The 23,411-nt window shown below is 36.7% G+C and carries 21 protein-coding genes and 2 tRNA genes; 8 read left to right on the forward strand and 15 right to left on the reverse strand.

Translation table 11 applies throughout. The annotated features are described in order from the left end of the window. Positions 1-54 precede the first annotated feature (54 nt). The 4 genes from Q5W13_RS12000 (at position 55) to Q5W13_RS12015 (ending at position 5,009) form a co-directional block, all read left to right on the forward strand. Entirely contained in the window at positions 55-2,067 is a 2,013-nt protein-coding gene (locus Q5W13_RS12000; RefSeq protein WP_304446501.1) for an Ig-like domain-containing protein, read from the forward strand. An 8-nt stretch (positions 2,068-2,075) separates the two neighbouring features. Next, on the forward strand, positions 2,076-3,059 hold the full coding sequence (locus tag Q5W13_RS12005; protein WP_304446441.1) for a PorP/SprF family type IX secretion system membrane protein: 984 nt from the start codon (positions 2,076-2,078) through the stop codon (positions 3,057-3,059). Positions 3,060-3,068: 9 nt separating this feature from the next. After that, positions 3,069-4,277, forward strand: a complete 1,209-nt coding sequence (locus Q5W13_RS12010) for a hypothetical protein (RefSeq protein ID WP_304446442.1) — start codon at positions 3,069-3,071, stop codon at positions 4,275-4,277. An 84-nt stretch (positions 4,278-4,361) separates the two neighbouring features. Continuing rightward, positions 4,362-5,009 carry an OmpA family protein gene (locus tag Q5W13_RS12015; protein ID WP_304446443.1) on the forward strand — a complete coding sequence of 216 codons (648 nt, stop codon included), beginning with the start codon at positions 4,362-4,364 and terminating at the stop codon, positions 5,007-5,009. Positions 5,010-5,036: 27 nt separating this feature from the next. Here Q5W13_RS12015 and Q5W13_RS25005 read toward each other — a convergent pair whose 3' ends face one another. The 8 genes from Q5W13_RS25005 to mutS form a co-directional block, all read right to left on the reverse strand. Continuing rightward, positions 5,037-5,807 (reverse strand): APC family permease, encoded by a 771-nt coding sequence (locus Q5W13_RS25005; RefSeq protein ID WP_368662537.1) that lies wholly within the window; start codon positions 5,805-5,807, stop codon positions 5,037-5,039. Next, positions 5,801-6,289, reverse strand: coding sequence for a hypothetical protein (locus tag Q5W13_RS25010; RefSeq protein WP_368662538.1), 489 nt, complete (start codon positions 6,287-6,289; stop codon positions 5,801-5,803). Before Q5W13_RS25010 ends, Q5W13_RS25005 begins: the two co-directional genes overlap by 7 nt. Before the next feature lie 51 nt (positions 6,290-6,340). Then, positions 6,341-6,976, reverse strand: a complete 636-nt coding sequence (locus Q5W13_RS12025) for a SanA/YdcF family protein (RefSeq protein WP_155594762.1) — start codon at positions 6,974-6,976, stop codon at positions 6,341-6,343. Between the two features lie 55 nt (positions 6,977-7,031). Continuing rightward, positions 7,032-7,328, reverse strand: coding sequence for a hypothetical protein (locus Q5W13_RS12030; protein WP_304446444.1), 297 nt, complete (start codon positions 7,326-7,328; stop codon positions 7,032-7,034). A 341-nt stretch (positions 7,329-7,669) separates the two neighbouring features. Then, positions 7,670-8,476 carry a pyrroline-5-carboxylate reductase gene (proC, locus tag Q5W13_RS12035; RefSeq protein WP_155594760.1) on the reverse strand — a complete coding sequence of 269 codons (807 nt, stop codon included), beginning with the start codon at positions 8,474-8,476 and terminating at the stop codon, positions 7,670-7,672. A gap of 663 nt (positions 8,477-9,139) precedes the next feature. After that, positions 9,140-9,223 (reverse strand) — tRNA-Leu (locus Q5W13_RS12045). A gap of 75 nt (positions 9,224-9,298) precedes the next feature. Further along, positions 9,299-9,371 (reverse strand) — tRNA-Gly (locus Q5W13_RS12050). A gap of 133 nt (positions 9,372-9,504) precedes the next feature. Then, positions 9,505-12,087 (reverse strand): DNA mismatch repair protein MutS, encoded by a 2,583-nt coding sequence (gene mutS, locus Q5W13_RS12055; protein WP_304446445.1) that lies wholly within the window; start codon positions 12,085-12,087, stop codon positions 9,505-9,507. 200 nt (positions 12,088-12,287) lie between these two features. On the opposite strand from mutS, the gene Q5W13_RS12060 reads away from it, so the two are divergent. After that, on the forward strand, positions 12,288-12,827 hold the full coding sequence (locus Q5W13_RS12060; RefSeq protein WP_155594758.1) for an RNA methyltransferase: 540 nt from the start codon (positions 12,288-12,290) through the stop codon (positions 12,825-12,827). On the opposite strand, the gene Q5W13_RS25015 is transcribed toward Q5W13_RS12060, so the two are convergent. From Q5W13_RS25015 to Q5W13_RS25825, 3 genes are read right to left on the reverse strand one after another with little or no spacing between them, the layout of a single operon-like run. Continuing rightward, positions 12,824-13,390 (reverse strand): deoxynucleoside kinase, encoded by a 567-nt coding sequence (locus Q5W13_RS25015; protein ID WP_368662539.1) that lies wholly within the window; start codon positions 13,388-13,390, stop codon positions 12,824-12,826. The genes Q5W13_RS12060 and Q5W13_RS25015 overlap by 4 nt on opposite strands. Before the next feature lie 44 nt (positions 13,391-13,434). Next, positions 13,435-13,803, reverse strand: a complete 369-nt coding sequence (gene folK / locus Q5W13_RS25820; RefSeq protein ID WP_497582300.1) for a 2-amino-4-hydroxy-6-hydroxymethyldihydropteridine diphosphokinase — start codon at positions 13,801-13,803, stop codon at positions 13,435-13,437. Continuing rightward, positions 13,800-14,006 carry a 2-amino-4-hydroxy-6-hydroxymethyldihydropteridine diphosphokinase gene (locus Q5W13_RS25825; protein WP_497582302.1) on the reverse strand — a complete coding sequence of 69 codons (207 nt, stop codon included), beginning with the start codon at positions 14,004-14,006 and terminating at the stop codon, positions 13,800-13,802. The genes folK and Q5W13_RS25825 overlap by 4 nt, the downstream gene beginning before the upstream one ends. Before the next feature lie 32 nt (positions 14,007-14,038). Here Q5W13_RS25825 and sppA point away from each other — a divergent pair, with 32 nt between their 5' ends. After that, a complete protein-coding gene (gene sppA / locus Q5W13_RS12070; protein ID WP_304446446.1) occupies positions 14,039-15,802 on the forward strand; it encodes a signal peptide peptidase SppA in 1,764 nt (587 codons plus the stop codon). A gap of 73 nt (positions 15,803-15,875) precedes the next feature. Here sppA and Q5W13_RS12075 read toward each other — a convergent pair whose 3' ends face one another. Both Q5W13_RS12075 and Q5W13_RS12080 read right to left on the reverse strand, forming a co-directional pair. Next, entirely contained in the window at positions 15,876-16,442 is a 567-nt protein-coding gene (locus Q5W13_RS12075) for an OmpA family protein (RefSeq protein WP_368662540.1), read from the reverse strand. Next, positions 16,439-17,974: a DUF5723 family protein gene (locus Q5W13_RS12080; protein ID WP_368662541.1), complete on the reverse strand. Its 1,536-nt coding sequence runs from the start codon at positions 17,972-17,974 to the stop codon at positions 16,439-16,441. The genes Q5W13_RS12075 and Q5W13_RS12080 overlap by 4 nt, the downstream gene beginning before the upstream one ends. A gap of 109 nt (positions 17,975-18,083) precedes the next feature. On the opposite strand from Q5W13_RS12080, the gene Q5W13_RS12085 reads away from it, so the two are divergent. Both Q5W13_RS12085 and Q5W13_RS12090 read left to right on the forward strand, forming a co-directional pair. Beyond that, entirely contained in the window at positions 18,084-18,794 is a 711-nt protein-coding gene (locus Q5W13_RS12085; protein ID WP_304446447.1) for a queuosine precursor transporter, read from the forward strand. A 175-nt stretch (positions 18,795-18,969) separates the two neighbouring features. Beyond that, entirely contained in the window at positions 18,970-21,705 is a 2,736-nt protein-coding gene (locus Q5W13_RS12090) for an AsmA family protein (RefSeq protein WP_304446448.1), read from the forward strand. Positions 21,706-21,714: 9 nt separating this feature from the next. Here the strand turns inward: Q5W13_RS12090 and Q5W13_RS12095 are convergent, their stop codons facing one another. Both Q5W13_RS12095 and Q5W13_RS12100 read right to left on the reverse strand, forming a co-directional pair. Next, complete coding sequence (locus tag Q5W13_RS12095) at positions 21,715-22,428, reverse strand: TVP38/TMEM64 family protein (protein WP_304446449.1); 714 nt, start codon at positions 22,426-22,428, stop codon at positions 21,715-21,717. A gap of 131 nt (positions 22,429-22,559) precedes the next feature. After that, positions 22,560-23,354, reverse strand: a complete 795-nt coding sequence (locus Q5W13_RS12100) for a DUF2797 domain-containing protein (RefSeq protein WP_304446450.1) — start codon at positions 23,352-23,354, stop codon at positions 22,560-22,562. Positions 23,355-23,411: the final 57 nt, after the last annotated feature.

The raw sequence follows: 23,411 nt of genomic DNA on the forward strand, positions 1-23,411 counted from the left end.
TGTGCTAGCCCTACATTAACATTAACATTAGTTCAAAATTCAACACCTGAAATTATTGGGACGCCATCTGGAGATAGTAGATGTGGCCATGGTGTTGTAGTTCTTAGTGCAACCGCAAGTCTTGATGCAACAATTAATTGGTATGATCGAGCAACAGGTGGTGCTCCAGTGTTTTCAGGGCCAAATTTTACGGTAAATAATTTAACGAGTACAACATCTTATTATGTAGAGGCATTAGCCAATACATGTAGTTCATCTCCACGAGTTAAAGTAGATGCTATTATTTTACCTCCTGTAAATACAGGCGCTCCAGAAAATGCATCGTCTTGTAATGACGCTGCTTTTGGTACTACTACCTTAGATTTAGATACCACTTTTTCTACAGCGGCAAGCGCAGGTACATGGGCTTGGTCTTCAGGGCCTGCTAATGTTACTCCTGATGGTGAAAACGTGGTAGATTTTCAAGGTTTGGCAAATGGCACATATGTTTTTGCTTATACAACTACAGGTGCGGAGGAACCCTGTGTTAATGAAACGGCTGAGGTAAGTATTTCTGTTAGTAGTTGTGATACCGATGATGATGGTGATGGATTGTTTGGCGGATTAGAATCTAGCCTTGGTACGGATCCAAATAATGCGGATTCTGATGGTGATGGCGTAGATGATGGTGTTGAAGTTGGTGATGATACAGCCAATCCTTTAGATACTGATGGAGATGGAATAATTGACGCTTTGGAGTCCAATGTTCTAGATACAGACAGCGATGGCGTTATGGATCAATTGGATCCTGGTAACAGAAATGCTTGTATACCGGATAACTCAAATGGACTTTGTGATACCGATGAAGATGGTATTACTGACGGGCAAGAAGAAGCAGATGGTACTAATCCATTAGATGCTTGCGACCCTGACGTCAATAATGCAAATTGTGACCCTACTCCTATTGACCTTGAAGTTTTAAAGACGGTTGATAAGGAAGAAGCGGTTGCGGGAGATGAGGTAATTTTCACCTTAACAGTAAATAATCTATCTGATCGTGTTGCTCGAAACGTTACCGTAGGAGAGATGCTGGAAACAGGTTTTGAATATAAATCACACAGTGCTGCGAATGGTAGTTATGATTTAGCTGCCGGCGAATGGACAATTGCTGAAATTCCGGCAAACGGAACAACTACTTTAACTGTCATTGTAGATGTGTTAGATGGAGGTCCTTACACAAACGTAGCTGAACTTTTGCAATCGTTCCCAGTAGATAGTAACCCCGCAAATGATAGTTCTGAAATAACTTTAAACATTGATCTTCCAGAAGGTATTGATTTAGTTTTAGAGAAGTTTGCACGTATTGTTAATGAAAGAGATACACTAAGTATCCGACAACCATATGAAAACTCAGATAGAGTTAACCCGTTAGTAGGACAAGAAGTAATTTTTACAATAAGGGTAACCAATAATTCTAATGAAGATGCTATTTCCAATATTCAAATAAGAGATACTATTTCTACAAGAGGAGATAGTGGCTTTGTTTATATAAGCAGCACAGCAGATAAAGGGGAGTACTCATCTGAGACCGGAATCTGGGTCATACCGGAATTGATTAGAAATGAAGTTGCTATTCTTGAAATAAGAGTAGGACTTCCAATAGAGGGTACTTTTGAGAATAGTGCTGAAATTATACGATCTTCTCCTGTTGATAGTGAAGATAAATACGATAATAATACAGACACGGCTACCGTAAATGTTTCGGCAAGGACTGAAGCTGAATTAGGAATTATTTACAATCAGTTCTCTCCAAATAATGATGGGACTAATGATGTGCTCAAAATAAATAAGCAATTTGGGGCCAATACGGTAGATTTGGTTTATGATATCAAAATTTTTAATAGATACGGAAAACTAATTGTTGAAGGTAATCAGATGACAGATGAAGTTATTTGGGATGGAATGTGGGAGGGTAAAGAATCACCTGACGGCACTTATTTTTATATCCTGAATGTAACGCTACAAGAAGAAGTAGAAGGTTTTGATACCAATACCACTAAAAAAGGCTGGATTCAGCTCATAAGATAAATAGGATAATGCAGTATAGAACACTAAAATCCTTTTACGGTTACATCTGCTTTGCTATAGGTGTATTGTTCATTTCGGCAAACAGTTTTGCTCAAAAGGAACCTCAGTATACGCAGTATATGTATAACATAGGTAGCTTTAACCCAGGTTATGTGGGCTCGGTTCAGAACCCTGAAATAGCCGCGAGTTATAGAGCGCAATGGGTAGATATTGAAGGTACACCCAGAACCATTCGTTTGGGGACTAATGTACCTTTCGCTAATGAAAAAACGGGACTTGGTCTTAACATCATAAGCGATCAATTGGGACCATCTACTCAGACTTATGTAGAAGTAGCTTATTCGTACCAGTTTAACGTTTCGGACAAAGCAAAACTTTCTTTTGGTATGGATGCAGGAGGTTCTTTCTTGAATGTAGACTTTTCAAAAGGTACGTTCGAAAACCCGGGAGAACCAATTTTAGGGCGTGAAACTATTTCAAAATTCTACCCTACAATAGGAGCAGGTTTCTTTTTGTATGAAGATGATATATGGTATCTAGGAGCTTCTATACCTAACTTCTTAACGGATGGTATATATAATGATGATGTAGCCACGATTATAGAAGATAAAATGCAGTTCAACTTTATAGGGGGTTACGTCTTTGATGTTTCCGAAATGTTGAAATTCAAACCTGCGTTTTTATTAAACTATATTAACGGAGCACCTTTAAATACCAATCTGAGCGCTAACTTTATGTATAATGATAAGTTTACCGTGGGAGCATCTTACCGGTTGGGAAGTGCAGTTAGTGGCCTTGTAGGGTTTCAGATAACCAACGGTAGTTATATTGGGTATTCGTACGATTACAACACGAGCCCATTAGGTGAGTTCAGTAGTGGTTCACATGAAATAATTCTTAAGTTTTATTTAGGTAGAGGAGATGGTTCTGGCGGAAGTAGCAAGAGCTTGAAAGGGAAGCCAAAACAAATTGATACGCCTAGATTTTTCTAATATTAGACTATGAAATTCAGAATCTTCATATTATTATTTGCATTGGCCGTAGGGTTTTCTTATGGACAAGAAGTGACATCTAAGGCCGATAATTATTTTTATAGTTATGCCTATGATGATGCTATTATTGAGTATAACAAACATATGCAACAAGGTAAGTTCATTACCAACAATCAGCTTTTGAACTTAGCCGATTCCTATTTTCAAACGGGAGAGTACAATAAGGCCTCGAAATTATATCTTGACATTAACAAGAATGATACTATAATGTCTGCACATCGCTTTAATAAGATGTTACAGAGTTTGGCTAAAATTTCCGAGCAAGAAAGAGTTAAAGCATTTTTAAAATCTAAGAGCAATTCACTTGAGAGTGAATTGGTAGAAAATGCGGAATTTAACTACCTATTGTTCGATAAAAAAGAAACGGAGTCCGTTGGATTTTTTATTTTCACCTTAACAGGTAATAGCGAGTTTTCAGACTTTTCTCCTGCATTTCATGATGATAAACTATTGTTTAGTAGTGGGCGAAAGAACAAGTCAAAACGTATCTATGGTCCTTCCGGGGAATCGTATTTAGATATTTACGAAGCAGATATTGAAAAAGGTGGTAACATAGGAAACGTAAGCGTTTATAAAGGGGTCCCTGATTCTCCTTTTCATAAATCTACACCTTTTTATTCTAGTACCACAGGAGGTACCTATTATGTGCTGTCTAATGCCAAGGGTAAAAACCTAGCTTTTGATGAAAAAGGAAAGAATGCATTGGCTATTGGTATGGCTTATGAAGGAGGTCTTTTTAGATTTTTGTTAAAAGATTTGAGCACTTCTTTTTATTATCCGTTTTACGATGATGAAAATGAAAGATTATATTTCGCTGCTAATTTTGAAGATAGTTATGGCGGAACTGACCTGTATTATGTAGTGACCAACAATGGTCAAGTAATGTCAGAACCTATTAATATGGGGCCAAGAATCAATACACCAGGGAATGAGATAGCGCCTTTTGTTTACGATAATAGTCTCTTCTTTTCATCTGATGTTTTCTATGGTGTTGGAGGTATGGATGTATATCGCAGTAATATACAGCCAGATAATACTTTTAGTATTCCTGTAAACTTAGGTGAAGGGATAAACTCAAAATACGACGAATTTGGTTTTATCATACGCCCAGGAGAAGGTCATGAGCTAATGGGTTATTTTTCGTCCAATAGACCATAAGGTGGTAAAGGTAATGATGATATCTATGGCTTTAAGGTAGCTGCCAAACCAGGTCCACGTACTCTTATCTTCAAAGGTAAAGTTGTGAAGCCTCAATATGATGAACCTATTGCCGGTGTTGAAGTAAAAGTTCTTGATAATAATGGAGGTCTTCTTAGTCAAATGTTTACCAAGGAGGACGGTACATATCAAGTGGAAATACCTTATACGGATATAGTTTCTATGGAGATGATTAAAGATGGGTATTCGACTTTTAGAGAAACATACAATCCTAAAGAATTAGAGGAGTTGCAGAAAGCACCATTACAAGTGCAATTGGCTTCCCTAAGTGATATTGTAAAAGAGAAAGAAGGGAAAAAGGTATTGAATGTTAACAATTTCTTTTTTGAAACAGGTAAGAGTAACGTTAATATAGCAATGACCGCAGAGTTGGATAAGGTTGTAGATGCTATTAAAAAATTCCCTGAGCTTAGAATTTCAATAGAAACCCACACAGATAGTAAAGGTGGAAGTAGTTCTAACAAACGAATATCCGAAAAACGCTCTCAGGCTATTAAAGCTTATCTATTGTCAAATGGTGTGTCAAGTGAGAACATAACTAAGGCAGTTGGTTACGGAGAGGAAAAAATTATCAATAACTGTACTAATGGGGTGTATTGCTTAGACTTTCTTCACAAGCAAAATCTTAGAACACTTTTTGTAATTGATAATTATGATGCTATTAGTCAATAACCTAAGTATTGGTTTTTTGAGTTTTTTTTATTCAAAGATGACTATCCAAAAATAATAGATAGAAAATAACGATAGGAATAATATACCTAAATAAGTCAGTATTTGTAGCGGTTTTTTGGGTCTGTATGCAATAGGTATTTCTTCACTCATTACATTTTTTAGGTTCATATACCCTACTATAGGTGCAACTACAAAAGAAACAAAAGTAGCTAATGCTACCAATTGCCCCATATTAGATTTAAAAACGCTTACCACTGTAAAATTTATACAGGCTAGAAGAAGTACACTTACTGCGAAAATTTGTTTGTTTCCCGATAGTTTTAGGTCCGAAAACAAAAGGCCCGTAATATCTATACTAACTCTAGCCAGCGCATCATGTGCGGTCATACATGTACTGAACATCGTAGCAAAAGCAGCAATAGCTATAAGAATATAGGCCCATGGGCCTATATGGGTTGTAAACAATTGCACAATCTGATCAGCAAAGGTTACGGCATTTCCGCTTAATGCAGTGTTCGTACCATATAGTGTCATGCAGCCAATGGTTAGAAAGAATAACGCCAATAAGGAAGTCGTAAAATAGCCGACTTTAAATTCTTGTAAAGATTCACGTAGAGAAGGCTTGGATTGTGTCTTCCATTTTTCAACGCTCCATAAGCTCACCCAGCTAGAAGCTTCAACAGTTGTAGGCATCCATCCCATTAAACTAATGAGAAAAAGAATTCCCATGTTGTTAAAAATTTGGGGTGGCGTAAAATTGGGAACTTTATCTACTGGTCCTTTAAATATAACTACCACAGTTGTAATAAGAAGGGTAGGAATAATACGGTAACAACAAATTTTAAAGAGACTTCCATGAATTTGTATTTACCAATAATCAGTAAAAGACAAATAAAGGCGAAAAGAGCCAGAGAAATATAGTTGATGTAAACTTCCGGTATCTGAAAAAGATTAATGAATAGCCCAGCGGTTACAGTATATAAGGCCGCTAAGATGGTAAAAGTAGTTACAAGGGTAATTAGTCCGTAGAACCACAGATAACCTTTACCGCGATTAAGATAGCCTTCTATGAGGGTCTTTCCAGTTACGTTGGTATATCTTACGCCAAACTCAAAAAATGGATACTTAAAAATGTTAGCTAAAAGAATAGGTATAGCCATTAACCAACCGTATTGTGCCCCTGCTTTTGTAGAAAGCACCAAGTGAGATGTACCTATTGCCATACTGGCGAACAATAGACCTGGGCCAAGATTTTTTAAAAGAATTTTTAGTTTTGACACGTAAGACAAATTAAGGAAGCCAAAATAAGTCTTTTAAATGGAAAAGAGATGCTATTTTATTTCAACCCGCTCACCAAAAAACTTGGGTTGAATGTTGAGTACCAAGTCAATGAAAACTTTTACTCTTGCTAAATATTCGCGTAAGTGAACTTTAAGACCTTGTGTGCCTATTATGCTCTTAGCATTATAGCCAATAGCGTTTAAGCCCTTTTTTTCAGCTAGATAGATAGCCCTCTGATTATGGAATTCTTGAGAAATTACAGTAACATTATTTAGTCCAAAAACTTCTTTGGCCCGCACCATGGAGTCTAAGGTTCTAAAACCAGCAAAATCTAAAAAGATTTTTTCAGATGGAATGCCTTTGGCTATTAAGTCCTTTTTAAAAGTATTGGGTTCGTTATAATAACGTGTGCCATTGTCACCACTAACCAATACAAAGTCTATTTTCTTAGATTTATAAAGTTCTATGGTAGCATTAATACGATAAGTATAGTAAGGGTTTGGAAGTCCTCCAATTAATTTTTTTGAAGTTCCAAGTACCAAGCCCACTCTATTTTTAGGGATTTCATTTGGGTCAGAAAAGGTTTTGCCTTTTGCAGATGAGCTTATGATGAAATCACACAATAGAATAAAAAGAAAAAGGGCAAGCACAAGGACTCCACCAATCTTATAGTACCTTTTTCTCATATAATTTTAAGTAAGCTATAAATATAGGTAAAAGAAAGTCTACGAGTATCTTCTATTAGATAAGCTCGTTCAACTCTTTTTCTAGCTTTTGAATTTCTGAATTGATGGTAAGATGGCTGTTGCTTGGAATTAGCTCCAGTTTTGTGGCCATTTGATTGGCTTCAAATAAGATATTGCTCAATTTAATATTGAAATTGCGAGCTTTCTCATATTTTCTCCCGTCTGAGTTACCATAATAAGAGGATTGAAACTTTTGTTTCAGTAAGTAAAGTCTCTCCACTAATTTATCTGTAGCATTAGTGGTTTTTGATTTTTTAATTTGATTTGGTGTTTCTGTAAAATTCGAGGCCATATTGCTTTAATTAAGGGCGAGGTCCTATTTTTGGGAGCTTCTCGTGGTTAATTTTTTGCTTTGGTATACAAACAAGAACGGTTTAAAATATAAAACACACTGATTTTTTCGATAAAATGTAAGAGATTTCTGGTCACCCTATCATTTGTTAAGGATGCGGGACGTTCATATGAATGCCTAATTTTTAATCTGTTTTTTCAAGAATCAATATAGCTGATAAAGTAAAAAAGAAACCCCTTTACCGGAAACGGTAAAAGGGCGCTTCAAGAAAGATAGGCTCATTCTTATATTTGGGATTCACTAAAACATAAAACATATCAGTGATGAATTCTTTGTGAATTTTACTCTTCTTTACCAAGTTCAACTGCCCGGTCAAAGGCAGCGAAAGCTGCTTCTTTAATCAGTTCACTCACATTATTATCATCCATAGAATCTAGAGCCGCTTGTGTAGTACCGCCTTTACTGGCTACGCGGTCCATCCAAGAGTTCGGGCTCAGGTTATTTTGATTGAAGAGTTCAATAGCACCTGTAAAAGTTTCGCTTACCAGAACACTAGATACCTTTTTAGAGAAGCCCATTTGCAAGGCAGCCTCCATCATACTTTGCATAAAATAGAATACATAAGCAGGGCCACTTCCTGATATGCCTGTAGAAGCATCTATAAAGTTCTCATCGCGTACTCTAATAGATTTTCCAGTGGTATCCAATAGACTTTCTACAGTCAATAATTCAATTCTTGAAACTTCACTAGATGCTGTGTAAGAAGTAAGTCCCTTACCGATTTTTGCAGGCAAGTTAGGCATGGCCCGAACAATCTTGCTCAGGCCAGACTGTTCTTTCATAGTCTCTATGGTAATACCTGCCATGATTGAAATTAAGATTTGCTCAGGATTTACTAAAGATTTAATGGTCTCGAACACCTTGGCAGAATGGTAGGGTTTTACTGCAATAAAAATAATATCAGCTTGTGGAACACATTCCTCTAGTTTTTCAAATGTATCAAAATGTGCTATTTCATTCAGCTCTTTCAGTTTCTCTTCGGAACTGTCTAATACCATAATGTTCTTTTTCTTGAGCAATTTAGATTTAGACATGCCTTCTGCATAGGTCAATCCCATATTTCCGGCTCCGATTACTAGTACTTTCATGAATTTATTTTAAAGGGTTACTTATGAATTTCTAAAGTAAAATCTTGTAGTTTGTTTTAGACAAAGAGTTGACAATCATCATAGTTCTTTATTTTTCCATAATAGGTCTTACGGTATTTCTGTAGGGTATTAATAGGTAACCCTAAAAAGTAGCGCTTAATGAAAGTCACCCTTGTAGTTAGCGGTCCCATTTTGGAGCTATAATGTTTCTCTGTTGTTGTTTTCCTTTTGATATATAATAACCTCATAAAATTTATTTAGCTTGTAACTTATCATAATGAATAGCTATAGCAAGTATATGATGTTAAGTTTTTGTTATTGTGGCCTTTTGGGTTGCTATCTTACTTAATATGTAGGTTATTTCAATGTGTCTGTAGTTGTTTTATAGAGGAATACTATTGAACAAAATAATAGGTAGTATAATGAATACGAGAATTTTGTGAAAATATAAAATTCTAGAGTGGTAGTTTCCTGTAAGATAAAATCTTACAAGATTTAAGATTGTCGCTGAATAAGCTGTTTTCAAATTTATATTTCATGAAACAATTGATGAGATGTATCTTGTTAATATGGTAAGGGGAAATGCTTAGATTGAAGTCAATTGTACAAAACTATGTAAAAACAAAAAACCCTCGAAAATCCGAAGATTAACAAGGGTTTAAGTACTCGAGACGGGACTTGAACCCGTACGGACTAATGTCCATTGGATTTTAAGTCCAACGTGTCTACCAATTCCACCACTCGAGCCGCTATTGGTAAAGTCTTTAACAAAAAAACGCTGTCAAACAGCGTTCGTAATGTTGAGCATAAAAGTGCTCTTTGAGCGAAAAACGGGATTCGAACCCGCGACCTCCACCTTGGCAAGGTGGCGCTCTACCAGCTGAGCTATTTTCGCGTATTGTAATAAGGTAATGAACGTGACATCTTTCACAGATGCGGATGCAAATTTAATACAATTCTCTAAAACTCAAAGAATATTTATATGAAATCTTGAAAATAAAAAAACAGTGTTTTTTGTCGCCCAAAAATTATGAGGTGGCCTTCTTGTTTTTAGTCAATAATCGTTTTATTTCATTCAATTTCATAAGCGCTTCAACGGGTGTTAAGGTGTTGATATCTAGATAGGTGATTTCTTCTTTTATCTGCAAGAGCAATGGGTCATCTAAATTAAAGAAGCTTAGTTGCATCTCATCTTGGGCGCTTTGTAATTTGTCTGTAAGCTCTTCACTTGAGTGTGATTTTTCAAGTTTTTTGAGAATTTTATTCGCTTTGTGGATTACTTGGGAGGGCATTCCCGCCATTTTTGCCACATGAATACCAAAACTATGTTCGCTTCCACCTTCGGTTAATTTTCGAAGAAAAAGTACATTGTCTTTCAATTCTTTTACCGAAACATTATAGTTTTTAATACGGTCAAAGGTATTGCACATCTCATTAAGCTCATGGTAATGTGTAGCAAAAAGCGTCTTTGCCCGAGCCGGATGCTCATGTAAATACTCGCTAATAGCCCATGCAATAGAAATACCATCATAAGTACTGGTCCCTCTTCCAATCTCATCTAGCAGCACCAAACTGCGTTCGGAGAGGTTGTTCAAAATAGAGGCCGTCTCGTTCATTTCTACCATAAAGGTAGACTCACCCATAGAAATATTATCACTTGCGCCAACACGGGTAAAAATTTTGTCTACATAACCTATTTCAGCAGCTTCTGCAGGCACAAAAGAACCCATTTGGGCTAGAAGTACAATTAAAGCTGTTTGCCTAAGTATAGCAGATTTACCACTCATGTTAGGTCCGGTGATCATTATAATCTGTTGCTCGTCTCTGTTAAGGATTACATCATTGGCAATATAGGCCTCGCCCAATGGCAACTGCTTTTCTATAACAGGATGTCTACCGTTCTTGATATTGATTTCGGTAGAGTCGTTTATGGTTGGTTTTGAATAGTTGTTCTCTTTGGCAAGTTGAGCAAAACCACAAAGACAATCTAGCTGAGCAATTTGCTGAGCATTGTTTTGAACAGGAGCAATATATTCTTGTGCCCAAACCACCAATTGAGAAAATAGTTGTTGTTCAAGATTAAGTATACGTTCTTCTGCCCCTAAAATTTTTGCTTCATATTCCTTAAGTTCCTCCGTAATGTAGCGTTCTGCATTAACTAAGGTTTGCTTACGAATCCATTCTTCGGGCACTTTATCTTTATGCGTATTACGGACTTCAATGTAATAACCAAAAACATTGTTAGAAGCTATTTTAAGAGAAGTAATGCCTGTACGCTCAGTTTCGCGAGTCAGCATTTTGTCTAAATAGTCTTTACCTGAAAATGCTAATCCGCGAAGTTCGTCTAGTTCATCAGAATAACCGTCGGCTATAGTTTTGCCTTTTGGAATATGAACTGGAGCCTCCTCATTAATCATTTCCTTGATCTTACTGCGTAACATGTCACAAGCATGCAATTGATCAGATATCAGTTGTAAAGACTCATCATTACTTTGTGCTGTGAGTTGTTTTATAGGAATAATAGCTTCCAGTGAATTTTTGAGCTGTACAATCTCTTTTGGATTCACTTTTCCGGTAGCAACTTTAGATATAAGACGTTCCAAATCGCCCATTTGTTTAATACGTTGCTGAATTTTCAACAAAGTATCATCATGTTCGCGCAAATAGGAAACTACCTGATGACGCCGGCTTATTTTTTCCGTGTTCTTTAATGGAAGGGCCAACCATCGCTTAAGCATACGCCCACCCATAGGGGATAAGGTCTTATCTATGATGCTTAAAAGTGTTACGGCATTTTGGTTATTAGAATGGTAAAGTTCTAAGTTTCTGATGGTAAAACGGTCCATCCAGATGTGTTCCTCTTCGGCAATACGTTTTAGGCTGTTAATATGTTGCAGCTGTCTGTGCTGTGTTTCCGATAGGTAATGCAAAACCACACCAGATGCAATAACGCCATGACTTAGATGGTCAACACCAAAACCTTTTAGGGTGCTGGTCTTAAAATGGTTGGTAAGGGTTTCTAGGGCGTAATCGTTTTGAAAAACCCAATCCTCCATATAAAAAGTATGGAACTGCTTTCCGAAAACATCTAGAAATTCTTTTTTATGTTTTTTTGAAACCAACACTTCGTTGGGAGCAAAGTTTTGAAGGAGTTTATCAATTTGTTCTTCGGTACCTTCAGAAGTGAGAAACTCACCTGTAGAGATATCTACGAACGAAACACCAAGCAATTTTCTTCCAAAGTGAACGGCACAAAGAAAGTTATTGGTTTTGGCATTTAGAATATCGTCGTTCATAGCAACGCCAGGAGTAACCAGTTCCGTAACACCACGTTTTACGATGGTTTTCGTCATTTTAGGGTCCTCCAACTGGTCGCAAATAGCAACTCGCTCCCCAGCTTTTACCAATTTTGGTAGATAGGTGTTGACCGAATGGTGAGGAAAACCCGCTAATTCAGTACGCTCGCCGCCATTATTACGGTGGGTGAGTATAATCCCTAAAATTTTTGAAGCTCTTACGGCATCTTCCCCAAAAGTTTCATAAAAATCGCCTACACGAAACAATAATAAAGCATCAGGATACTTGGTCTTGATGGTATTGTACTGTTTCATTAAAGGCGTTACCTTTTTTGTTTTTTCTGGTTTTCCCAAAGCGATAAGAATAGTTTAATTTTACGACGAAAGTCTGTAAAACGAAAGTACTATTTTTTCAAGGGAAGATAAACCATTGTTGATATTTGAGGATAAGTTTATCTTCAGCGTTTTACCTCATTAGTAACATTAAAAAGAACTCCTTTAGGGGAAACAATAGCATGCGTAAACTTAAGAACGAAGAACTTAACCGAATAGATGTTGAAGCTTTTAAAGAGGCTGATAAATCGCCCATTGTTATCATATTGGATAATATCAGGAGCTTGAATAATATAGGTTCGGTTTTTAGAACTTCCGATGCTTTTTTAATCGAAAAAATATACCTCTGTGGCATTACAGCGCAACCACCGCATAAAGACATTAGAAAAACAGCTTTGGGTGCTACTGAAAGCGTAGCGTGGGAATATAAAGAAAGTACGGTTGATTTGGTAAAATCGTTGACTGCAGATGGGTATACCATATTGGCCATTGAGCAAGCAGAAAATGCCATAATGCTCAATAATCTTGAAATAGATGCCACTAAAAAGTACGCTTTGGTTTTTGGTAATGAGGTAAAAGGGGTGTCACAAGAAGTAGTAGATGCCAGTCATAGCGTCATAGAGATTCCGCAATATGGTACCAAACACTCATTGAATATTTCTGTAAGCGCAGGTGTGGTCATTTGGGATGTATGGTCTAAAATGAATGCACTTAAAGCCTAGTTGGGTAAATGAATGGCAAACTTGGTTATCTTATCAATAATGGTATCGTAATCGTCTTTGTTTCCAACAAAATCAAGGTCGCCCATTTCAATAATTAGGTTGTTCTGCTCTGGATATCCTTTGATAAAATCAAAATACCCTTGGTTAATCTTTTGAAGGTAATCAGGAGCAATCTTTTTTTCATAATCTCTACCTCTTTCCTTGATGTTTTCTAACAAACGTTCAGTGGTTTGGTAAAGGTATACGTACACTTTGGGCTTTTTTACCTCTTTATACATAAGATAAAATAGTTTCCGGTAGAGTTCAAATTCCTCTGCCTGTAGTGTAATACGGGCAAATATGAGGGATTTATAAATATCATAATCACTCACCATGAACTTCTTAAATAGGTCATATTGAGAGGTGTCGTCAGTAAACTGTTGGTATCTGTCTGCTAGGAAAGACATTTCCAAAGGAAAAGCGTAACGGTGTTGATCTTCGTAAAATTTTGGAAGAAATGCGTTGTCTGCAAAACGCTCTAATACCAATTTACCGTTAAAATCTTCCGATATCTTATTTGCCAAAGTAGTTTTACCAGCACCAATGTTTCCTTCAATAGCAACAAAGTTTATATGGGCAAACAGGTCAGCTCTATTTCTATGTAATTTAAAGGCGTGCGTTCCAACTTTCCTTTATCGCGACATTCTTGCACTAGGTTCCGAGTATCTTTATTCAATATAGGATGATAGAACTGTGGAGCAATATCGCCCAACGGCTTTAATACAAATTTGCGGTAAGTAAGTTCAGGATGCGGAATAATTAAATTTTCAGAAACGAAAACCTCTCTTTCATAATACAAAATATCTATGTCAATTAGTCTAGGTTGGTACCCATCCTCTCCTGATCTTATCCTGCCCAGCTTAGTTTCAATATCCAAAAGGGTTCGCAAAAGTTCTTGCGGAGCCATAATTGTTTTAAGGGATATGCAAATGTTCATGAAGTCGTTAGACTCAAAACCAAGGCGCTTGTTTGGTACACATGGGATATCTTTTGCACTTCTCCGGCGGCATTGTTTATAGCAAACAATGCGTCCTGTAAGTTGTTCAAAGTGTCACCTAGATTACTTCCAAGTGATAGGTATACTGTTTTGGGGTTGCTCATAATATATAACAAAGAAACAAAAAGTAGAGGTGAGTTCATTATCTTTGGGTGAAAATACTAACTCAATTTTCATGAATTTTTTAAGAAATCTTTTGGCGGCCATCATCGGCTGCCTTATTGCTTTTGGAGTTATTTTAATAATGATCGTTATTTTTGCTGGTATTGTGGGCAGTTCTGAGGAGTCGGTTTCCATAAAGAACAACTCTATTTTAGAGCTACAACTAAAATTACCTATTAGTGATTATGTAGGCGATAATGGTATGGATCCGTTTACCGGAGCCTTCATGGAGCAATCGCAAGGTCTAGATGAGATTTTACAGGCTATTACTGTAGCAAAAGATGATGATGACATCAAAGGCATAAGCATCAACAATAACTTTATGATGGCCGGTCTTGCCCAAACGCAAGCAATTAGAAAAGCATTAAAAGGCTTTAAAGAAAGTGGCAAGTTCATCTACACGTATGGAGATTTTTACATGCAGAAGGATTACTATTTGGCCAGTGTTGCCGATTCTGTATTTATAAACCCGGTAGGAGGGCTGGATTTTAGAGGGTTGTCTTCAGAAGTACTATTCTTTAAAGATTTACAGGAGAAAACAGGCATAAAGATGGAAGTCATACGCCACGGAAAGTATAAGAGTGCTGTTGAGCCTTTTATAGCTAACGAGATGAGCGAGGCTAACCGTACCCAAATTAAAGAATTGATTGGTTCGTTGTGGAATTCTATGGTTGATGATATTTCTAAGGGAAGAGGTATTTCTTCTGCCGATTTAAATATTATTGCTGATACCTTAGGAGGTAGAACTCCGGAATTTGCCAAAGAAACGGGACTGTTAGATGATGTTATTTTCTTTGATCAATACGAACAGAAACTTAGAAATGCTTTAAGTCTTGGAAAGGACGATGATTTAAATCTCATAGAATTACAGGATTATGTAATCCGTTCGAATAAAAAAGTAATTAAAAGCGGAAAAGATAAGATAGCTGTTGTTTTTGCCCAAGGCGAAATATTATATGGCGAAGGCGGTCCAGACGTTATTGGTCAAGGTATAATCAATGAAGCCATTATTAAAGCAAAAGAGGATGATGATGTAAAGGCAATTGTACTTCGCGTAAACTCGCCTGGAGGTAGTGCTTTAACTTCCGATATAATTTGGAGAGAGATTGTATTGGCAAAAGAGAAAAAACCTGTAGTGGTTTCCATGGGCAACGTGGCGGCTTCTGGAGGATATTATATAGCTGTTGGTGCAGATAAGATATTTGCAGAACCTACTACCGTTACCGGTTCTATAGGTGTTTTTGGAACAGTGCCTAACATGACGGAGCTTGCTGCAGATATAGGTATTAATGCAGAACAAGTGGGTACGAATAAAAACTCAGTAGAATATTCTGTTTTTGAACCCATGTCTAGCGAATTTAGGGGTTACGTTCAGGAAAGTATTGAAAGTACTTATGATACTTTTTTACAGCGGGTTTCTCAAGGGCGTAATATTAGTATGGCGGAAGCAGATAGTCTAGCGCAAGGTCGTGTATGGAGTGGGGTAGATGCAAAACGTGTGGGTCTAATAGACGAATTGGGTAATTTAGAAGATGCCATTACAGAAGCTGCGAAAATGGCTGAATTGAATGATTACGGTATCAAGAAATTTCCAAAATATAAGACTGGTATAGAACGTTTAATGGAAGATTTAGGTGGAGCTAGTGCCAAGGTGAAGCAAGAGTTTATAGAAGAAGAAATAGGTTCTGAAGCGTATTCCATATTAAAACAAGTAAAATCTGCTATGGAACAAGAGGGAGTGCAAGCACGCATGCCTTTTGTACTTGATATTAAATAGTTCAGGGTACAACCTTATCAAAATTAAAAGAGCCAGCTATAAGCTGGCTCTTTTGGTATCTAGATTTGTTATTCTACTTTGCTAGGTTAATTTCTACCCTTCGGTTTTGAGCACGACCATCTTTGTACATATTGGAAGCAATAGGTTTGTCTTCTCCATGGCCAACAGCGGTTAAGCGAGAGCTGTCAATTCCTTTTTCTATTAAAAAGTCCTTTACGGAAACAGCTCTAGATTCAGATAGCTTTTGATTTGTAGCTTTACTACCAACGCTGTCCGTATGGCCTTCTACTGTAAATTTAGCTTCAGGATATTCTTTTAGGATACTCATAATGTCTACCAAAACACTTGTAGATTCTGCTTTTATGCTAGCTTTTCCAGAGTTAAAAAGAATAGTTTTAGCGTAATCGTTCAGTTGTTTTTGAACTTCTTCGGTAACCTCAGCAGCTTCTGGACAACCATTGTTTGCAACAGTTCCTATTTCATTAGGACATTGGTCGTTTTTATCCAAAACACCATCACCATCTGTATCTGGCCAAGGGCATCCTTGGTTTTCTGCAGCTCCAGGTTCGTTAGGACATTTATCATCTTCATCAAGTACATCATCACCGTCAGAATCAACTAATGGGCAACCATCGTTCAATACTTCCCCTGCTTCTTCAGGACACTTATCATCTTATCAGCAACCTTATCGCCATCGGTATCAGGCCATGGGCAACCATTGTTTTCAATTGGGCCAAATTCATCAGGACAATCATCTTTTCTATTTACTATTCCATCACCATCTCTGTCTTTAGGTTTTCCTTGGTAAACTGGTATTTTCAATCCCGCATAAACGTCGGCAGCTTTTGAGTTGTCGCTCAATAGTAAGGTCATAACAGAACCGGAGCCAATATATAGGGGTCCCGCTCTAAAACCAGCTCCCCATTGCGCTCCAGAACCTTGTGTAAGGCTCACCGGCATATAGAAGCTAAACCATTTGCTTTCAAAGCGAGGTGTAAAAGAAACCATTGTAGGCACTCTATTTGTATTCACTTTGGAATTAGAACGTAAAGAAAAATCTGTGTTTAGATTTAAGTAAAATCTATTGTTTAGGCTGTAGTCTACATTAAAATGAAGAGCTGTTGGTAAGGCAAACTTTTCTATAGCATCAACTGATGTCTGCGTATATAGATTGTTTAAGATATCTTCTAAATTGTCTTCATTATCAAAATCATCTTCCTTTACCGTTGCTGTTATATCATAGGTGTTCTGAGTACCATTTTTATAATTAATGGACCCGATGTCGCTTATAGAAAGAGCAAATTTTAATTTGTATTTATTTAAATGTTGAAATGAGTTTGAACCATCGGTTGAAGCATAGGATGCGTAATCTGGTCTCCATTCGTAAACAGCCCCTAAATCTACACCAAAACCGGTTGCCCCATCTACAATTTCAACTTCAAAGTCTTCAAAATTATCGTCTATATTATCACTGTGGCCATAATTAACTTCACCAACAGAAGCAATACTTCCTGTAGTTTGCCCGCCTAGTAAAGGAGTACCATCAGCATCATAATCTATAGTAATATTTTTTCCACTAGCGTATGCGTTTCCCATCCCTTGTAGGTATTTTAGAGAGATACCACCTTTAAGGAAGTGCTGGTCTTTGTTCATCAAAACTTGTGCATAGGTAACACCAATTTCTGCCCATGCATTAGCGGTAAGATAGACATCTTCTTCATCTATCATAAGGTCATCGTTCTCATCAAAACCATTGGAAAGGCTTTCAAAAGTGTTTCCATTAATCTTGTTTACATTATAACCGACTCTACCTCTTGTAAATATGGCTAATGAGCTTGTGGGGGTAAGATTGAACATAAAAGCGGGTCCCAAAACATCTGCATTGCCAAAGAAATTATTACTGTCGTTAGGATACTTTTTGCCATCGGTATCAAAATCAAAATCCGATGTAATGACGTCACCTAACTTTAATCCGTAATAATCATTACTAAAGAATGTGCTTGCACCTACAATATTAATATCTGTTTTAAATCTAGAATCTGTGATGTTTGCAGGGTTGGCAATTAAGCTGTTGACCCCACTGTAATTATCCGTCAGAAATCCGACATAGGATTGGGCTTTAGCACTAAGTACGCCCAGTACTAGTAATGATGTAACTATCGTTTTTTTCATGCTTGGTATTTTTTAAGCTATTTTTGATTTTGTTTTGAGAGTCTTGTTTTAACGAACAAGCATCGATGAAATTGTACTGTTCATCGATCACTTTAATAAGAAAATACTTATGAATTTAAAAGATAGCCGTTTGGCATATCAGATATATCTTTATTTGGGAGCGCTTTTCATCACCTCTTTGGTGGTTTCCAATCTTATTTTTCAGAAGTTCTTTTATTGGAACCCTTTTGGTGATTTCACTATTTTTGGAGTGTCACTTTTTGAAATATCGGTAGGAATTTTGCCTTACCCTATCACCTTTTTAATTACAGATTTAATCTCTGAAATTTATGGTAGAAAGAAGGCTAATCAGATTGTTACAGCAGGTATTTTTGCCAGTCTATTTTCCATGGCTATAATTCTTTTGGCAGAAGTGGCTCCTGCTATTCCTTCTTCTCCAATAGATGATGCAACGTTTACACAAGTATTTGCTCTTTCTCCAATAGCTGTTTTGGCTTCTATGATAGCCTATCTCTTTGCTCAGTATATTGATATCGCCATATATCATTTCTGGAAAAAACTGACCAAAGGCAAGTATTTATGGGTACGTAATAACTTCTCCACCTTTCTTTCCCAGTTTGTAGACACTTTCACCGTAGTAGGGCTTCTCTGTGTATTTGGTATTCTTCCGTGGGACCTTTTCTTTGGGTTGGTCGTGAGTGGATTTGTTTTTAAAATTTTAATAGCACTCTTAGACACTCCTTTCCTGTATTTGTTCGTATATATAATGAGAAAGCGGTTCAAATTGGCCGTGGGAGAAGAAATAGTGCTAGAGGTATAATATTCAGTACTTTTTGGAGTTGTACCGTTAGGGTTAAGAATCTTAATATAAGAGTTAAAAAGACCGAGCTTCTTTCATTAGGTTGTGCCTAGTTTTAAAATGGACATCAATGTTTGAATAAACGCTCTTCTTTTTATTCCATTAAGTTGTATAAATCAGTATTTGAATTAGAAATATGAAAAAGAAAATATTTTGGGGTTTAGGAGTTGTAGTGCTACTTATTGTAGCTGTACTGGTAGCCGCGCCCTTTTTCCTTGAGTCTAAAATTGGTGATATTATCAAGAATAACGTGAACAATAATGTGAACGCAACGCTTGATTTTTCTAAAGCTGATTTGAGTCTGTTTAGTAATTTCCCAAATGCTGAGGTTAGTCTAGAAGATGTAGTGTTACTAAATAAAGCACCATTTGAAGGCGATACACTTTTTGCTTCCAAAAAAGTAGCTCTTGCCATGGGTATAGGTGAGTTGTTTAAAGGACAAGATGAGCCAATAGGAATTAAAAGTCTTACGGTAGATGGTGCATCTGTAAACGTAACTATAGATAAGGAAGAGAATGCCAGTTTTGATATTGCAGTACCATCTGACGAGCCAAGTGCTCCTGCTGATACTTCTGGTGATGGTTTTAATCTTGATTTACAATCTTATTCCATAACCAATACCAATATTGTTTATGACGATCAGTCTACTGGAATGCGTTTGGTGATTTCAGATATGCAACACAGTGGAAAAGGTGACCTTTCTGCAGAAAAATCAGAACTGGATACGTTTACTGAAGCGTTGGTTTCTTTTGAAATGGACAGTACAAATTACTTGAATAAGAATAAAATTGAGTTGGACGCTGTTATTGGCGTTGATTTAAAAGAAAATAAATACACTTTTTTAAAGAACGAAGCGCTAATTAATCAGCTGGCTTTGGTTTTTGACGGCTTTATTAAAATTAATGAGAATAGTCAAGAAATAGACATCACTTTTAAAACACCTTCTTCTGATTTTAAAAACTTCTTGGCAGTAATACCTGAGGAATATTCTAAGAATATAGAAGATGTAAAGACCACTGGGAATTTTATGCTTGAAGGTAAATTCAATGGTGTTGTAGACGAGGAACATATTCCTAAATTCAATATCAAAATTTATTCTGATAATGCTTCTTTTAAATATCCGGACTTGCCTAAGGGAGTTCGTAACGTTTTTATTGACACTAAAATCAATAACACCACTGGTATTGTAGAAGATACGTATGTAGATATAGATAAACTGTCCTTTATGATTGATGAGGATAAGTTTGATATGACTGCACACATCAAAGAACTAATGGGTAACACCAAAGTGGATGCCCATATAGATGGTAAAATGAATTTGGCTAATCTTAAAAAAGCATATCCGGTTCCTGCAGACCTAGATTTAAAGGGACTTTTAGATGTTGATGTAAAGACCGCATTTGATATGGCTTCCATAGAAAAGGAGCAATATGAGAAAACAACCACAAATGGTAAGGTTAGTTTAAGTGATTTTGAATACAACTCAGATGAGATACCAAACCCTGTAAAACTTAAGAGCACTAAATTAACTTTCAATCCTTCTACGGTAACGTTGAATGAGCTTAGCGGTACTACTGGTAAAACGGACTTTAATGCCAAAGGAACTATTAAGAACCTATTGGGCTTTATGTTCAACGATGAAAAGGTAGAAGGCGATTTTGACCTTTCTTCCAATACTTTTGCTTTAAGTGATTTTATGGTGGAAGAAACACCCGAAGGAGCAAGTGAAGGTAAAACAGAAGGAGCAAGTGAAGGTAAAACAGAAGGAGAAAAAACAGAAGGTGTTGCAGAGGAGAAAATTAAGATACCATCATTTTTAGATGCGAATATTAATGCATCTGCCAATACCGTGCTTTATGATAACCTTACATTGAAAGACGTAAAAGGTAATCTGAAAATTAAAGATGAGAAGGCGACACTTACTAATATGACATCTTCTATTTTTAATGGTAAAATGGCATTTAATGGAGAGGTTTCTACTAAGGAAGAAACACCAACTTTCGCCATGAATTTAGATATGAAGCAATTGGGTATAAGCGAAACCTTTAAGTCGCTAGACCTTCTTAAGGCTGTTGCTCCAATTGCCCAAATCCTAAAAGGGACTATGGACACCGATATTAAGCTTTCAGGTAGTCTTACGGATGATTTAGTGCCAGATTTACTGACGTTAACGGGAGATATTTTTGCTGATATTATGACAAAGGAAGTTGATGCAGAAAGTGCTCCAATGCTAACGTCTCTAAATAGTAAGCTGAATTTCATAGATATGAAACAACTAAATCTGGATGATTTAAAAACCAAGCTTACTTTTGAAAATGGGGTAGTGAACGTAAAACCATTTACAGTAAAATATAAAGACATAGCCATTGACGTTGGCGGTACACATACTTTTAATAAAGAAATGAAGTATACGGCTACAATGGAGGTTCCTGCTAAGCACCTAGGGAGTGATGTGAGTAAGTTAATTGCGCAAATAGGAGAGAATGACCTAGAAGATTTAAAGATTCCTGTGGTGGCTAATATAGGAGGTAGTTATGATAATCCTAAAGTGAGCACAGACCTTGGGTCTGGTGTTAAAACCTTAACGAGTCAATTAGTAGAAATTCAAAAGCAAAAGCTAATTAACAAAGGAAAGGATAAAGCTAAAGATTTATTAGGTGATGTTTTAGGTGGAAGTAAATCTGAAACAGAAGGTGAAACCAAATCTACTAAAGACGATGTAAAAGAAGTTTTGGGTGGCTTGTTAGGAGGAAGTAAGAAAGATACGACTACAGTAAAAACAGATACTGCTGCACCTGAGAAAAAAGAGGATGTCGTAAAAGAGAAAGCTAAGAATATTTTAGGTGGACTTTTAGGTAAAAAAAGTAATTAGCAAATAGGATTATCCTATTTGCTTATGATGCTTTTTGTCATACCAAACATATAGCAAGAAAATAGCTAGGCTTATTAATGAGCCCCAAAGTAGACCTGTTTTCATACTATTGGTGCTTTTACCAAGTATAGCAATAAAAAGAATAAGAGGGGTGATGCCAATTAGCGTTGCCCCAATAAATTTCCAGTAGCCCATTCTTAATATACCACCCATAAAGCTAATGGCATCATTAGATAAAAAGGGATTAAGGCGGGTAATTATAACTGCCCAAAAACCATAATCTTCTAGGAAGCCGCTTACTTTTTTCTCTGTCTTTTTTCCAATAATACGCTGTACCTTATGGTCTCGACCTAAAAGCTTGCCAATGGCATAACCTACTGAAGAAGCTAAAAATACAGCAATTAAAATAATGATACTCCCCCATATAGGGCCATAAGCCAAAATTGAAGCAACCATTAACATAACGGAGGGTACGATAATCAAAAACATCTGTGCAATCATGGCGATAATTAAAATAATCGGGCCCCATGCTCCAAACTGCGCCACCCAGTTTTCTACTTCTTTTTGATTACCACTTGTCAATACTTGCCAAGCTTCATTAAAAAACGACTCAATAGATGGAATAGTGAAATAACCTATGGCAAGTAATACAGCTATCATAACAGATAGGAATGCTGGCCATTTGCTCTTACTTCTATTTTTAGTTGATTCTCTTTTGGACATCCGCTCTACTTTTTTATTCGGCAAAAAGGTAGCTGAGTTTGTTAAAGAAGAGTAATCCGAAACGTTCTATTTTTGGTTCTAAAATAAAACGGTGTGCTTATGGAAATTTAATTTTGAAGTCTATGAGATTACTAGCTGATTTGAAGTGATACATAGTACCCTTCGTTACTACGAATATTAAATACTGTCTGGTCCTCAAAAATAAGATACTGTCCTTTTACGCCTTTTAAAACTCCTTTATAGTTCGGAGTTTTGACCAGGTTGAGACTTTTTACTTTTTCTGGATACTGTAGCACTGGAAACTCAAGGATGGTTTCTGAATTATCGGCAATGTAGTATTGCTGGGCTTCATCGGGAATGTATTGTTTCAATTTATTGCGCCATTCCTCTAAGTTTTCATCATCTACATTATTGGTGAGCATTTTACGCCAGTTGGTCTTGTCTCCAATATGGTCTTTTAGCGCTACTTCTGTTATGCCGGCCAAATATCTGTTTGGGGTTTCAACTATTTCTATAGCCTCATGTGCACCTTGATCTATCCACCGTGTTGGAATTTGTGATTTTCGGGTTACACCAACTTTTATGTTGCTAGAGTTCGCTAAATAAACAATATGAGGCTGTAGTTGTGCTTTTTTCTCGTATTCTAGGTCACGATCTTCTTTTCCTAAATGGGCAGTACTTAATTCTGGTCGCATAATCCAATCCCCAGCAGATGGAATTTCGTAGAAACAGGTCTTGCAAAAACCTTGACGAAAGATAGGACGGTCTCTGCCACAATTCAAACACTGAAATTTTATAAAACTGATTTCTAGCTCTTTATCCAGAATTTGATTCACGTTCAAAAAATCGTTTTCAAAGACCATATAGTATTGAATGGGGTTTCCTATTTCGGTCTGCATTTTTCTTAGAACGCCTTCGTACTGCATAAAAAAGTGTGATTTAAAATGAATTTGAAAATGATAAGTATTAAACTTAAATTTAGC

Source organism: Zobellia laminariae (genome assembly GCF_030553095.1).
Lineage (GTDB): Bacteria > Bacteroidota > Bacteroidia > Flavobacteriales > Flavobacteriaceae > Zobellia > Zobellia laminariae.

What these genes read in the sequence shown, in the direction of transcription:
- Q5W13_RS12090 (WP_304446448.1), top strand. Translation starts at nt 18,970, where the DNA reads ATGAAAAAGAAAATATTTTGGGGTTTAGGAGTTGTAGTGCTACTTATT.
- Q5W13_RS12080 (WP_368662541.1), bottom strand. Translation starts at nt 17,974, where the DNA reads ATGAAAAAAACGATAGTTACATCATTACTAGTACTGGGCGTACTTAGT.
- Q5W13_RS12100 (WP_304446450.1), bottom strand. Translation starts at nt 23,354, where the DNA reads ATGCAGTACGAAGGCGTTCTAAGAAAAATGCAGACCGAAATAGGAAAC.
- Q5W13_RS12085 (WP_304446447.1), top strand. Translation starts at nt 18,084, where the DNA reads ATGAATTTAAAAGATAGCCGTTTGGCATATCAGATATATCTTTATTTG.
- Q5W13_RS12095 (WP_304446449.1), bottom strand. Translation starts at nt 22,428, where the DNA reads ATGTCCAAAAGAGAATCAACTAAAAATAGAAGTAAGAGCAAATGGCCA.
- folK (WP_497582300.1), bottom strand. Translation starts at nt 13,803, where the DNA reads ATGAACATTTGCATATCCCTTAAAACAATTATGGCTCCGCAAGAACTT.
- Q5W13_RS12060 (WP_155594758.1), top strand. Translation starts at nt 12,288, where the DNA reads ATGCGTAAACTTAAGAACGAAGAACTTAACCGAATAGATGTTGAAGCT.
- sppA (WP_304446446.1), top strand. Translation starts at nt 14,039, where the DNA reads ATGAATTTTTTAAGAAATCTTTTGGCGGCCATCATCGGCTGCCTTATT.
- Q5W13_RS12005 (WP_304446441.1), top strand. Translation starts at nt 2,076, where the DNA reads ATGCAGTATAGAACACTAAAATCCTTTTACGGTTACATCTGCTTTGCT.
- Q5W13_RS12030 (WP_304446444.1), bottom strand. Translation starts at nt 7,328, where the DNA reads ATGGCCTCGAATTTTACAGAAACACCAAATCAAATTAAAAAATCAAAA.
- mutS (WP_304446445.1), bottom strand. Translation starts at nt 12,087, where the DNA reads ATGAAACAGTACAATACCATCAAGACCAAGTATCCTGATGCTTTATTA.
- Q5W13_RS12025 (WP_155594762.1), bottom strand. Translation starts at nt 6,976, where the DNA reads ATGAGAAAAAGGTACTATAAGATTGGTGGAGTCCTTGTGCTTGCCCTT.
- Q5W13_RS12010 (WP_304446442.1), top strand. Translation starts at nt 3,069, where the DNA reads ATGAAATTCAGAATCTTCATATTATTATTTGCATTGGCCGTAGGGTTT.
- proC (WP_155594760.1), bottom strand. Translation starts at nt 8,476, where the DNA reads ATGAAAGTACTAGTAATCGGAGCCGGAAATATGGGATTGACCTATGCA.
- Q5W13_RS25825 (WP_497582302.1), bottom strand. Translation starts at nt 14,006, where the DNA reads ATGAACTCACCTCTACTTTTTGTTTCTTTGTTATATATTATGAGCAAC.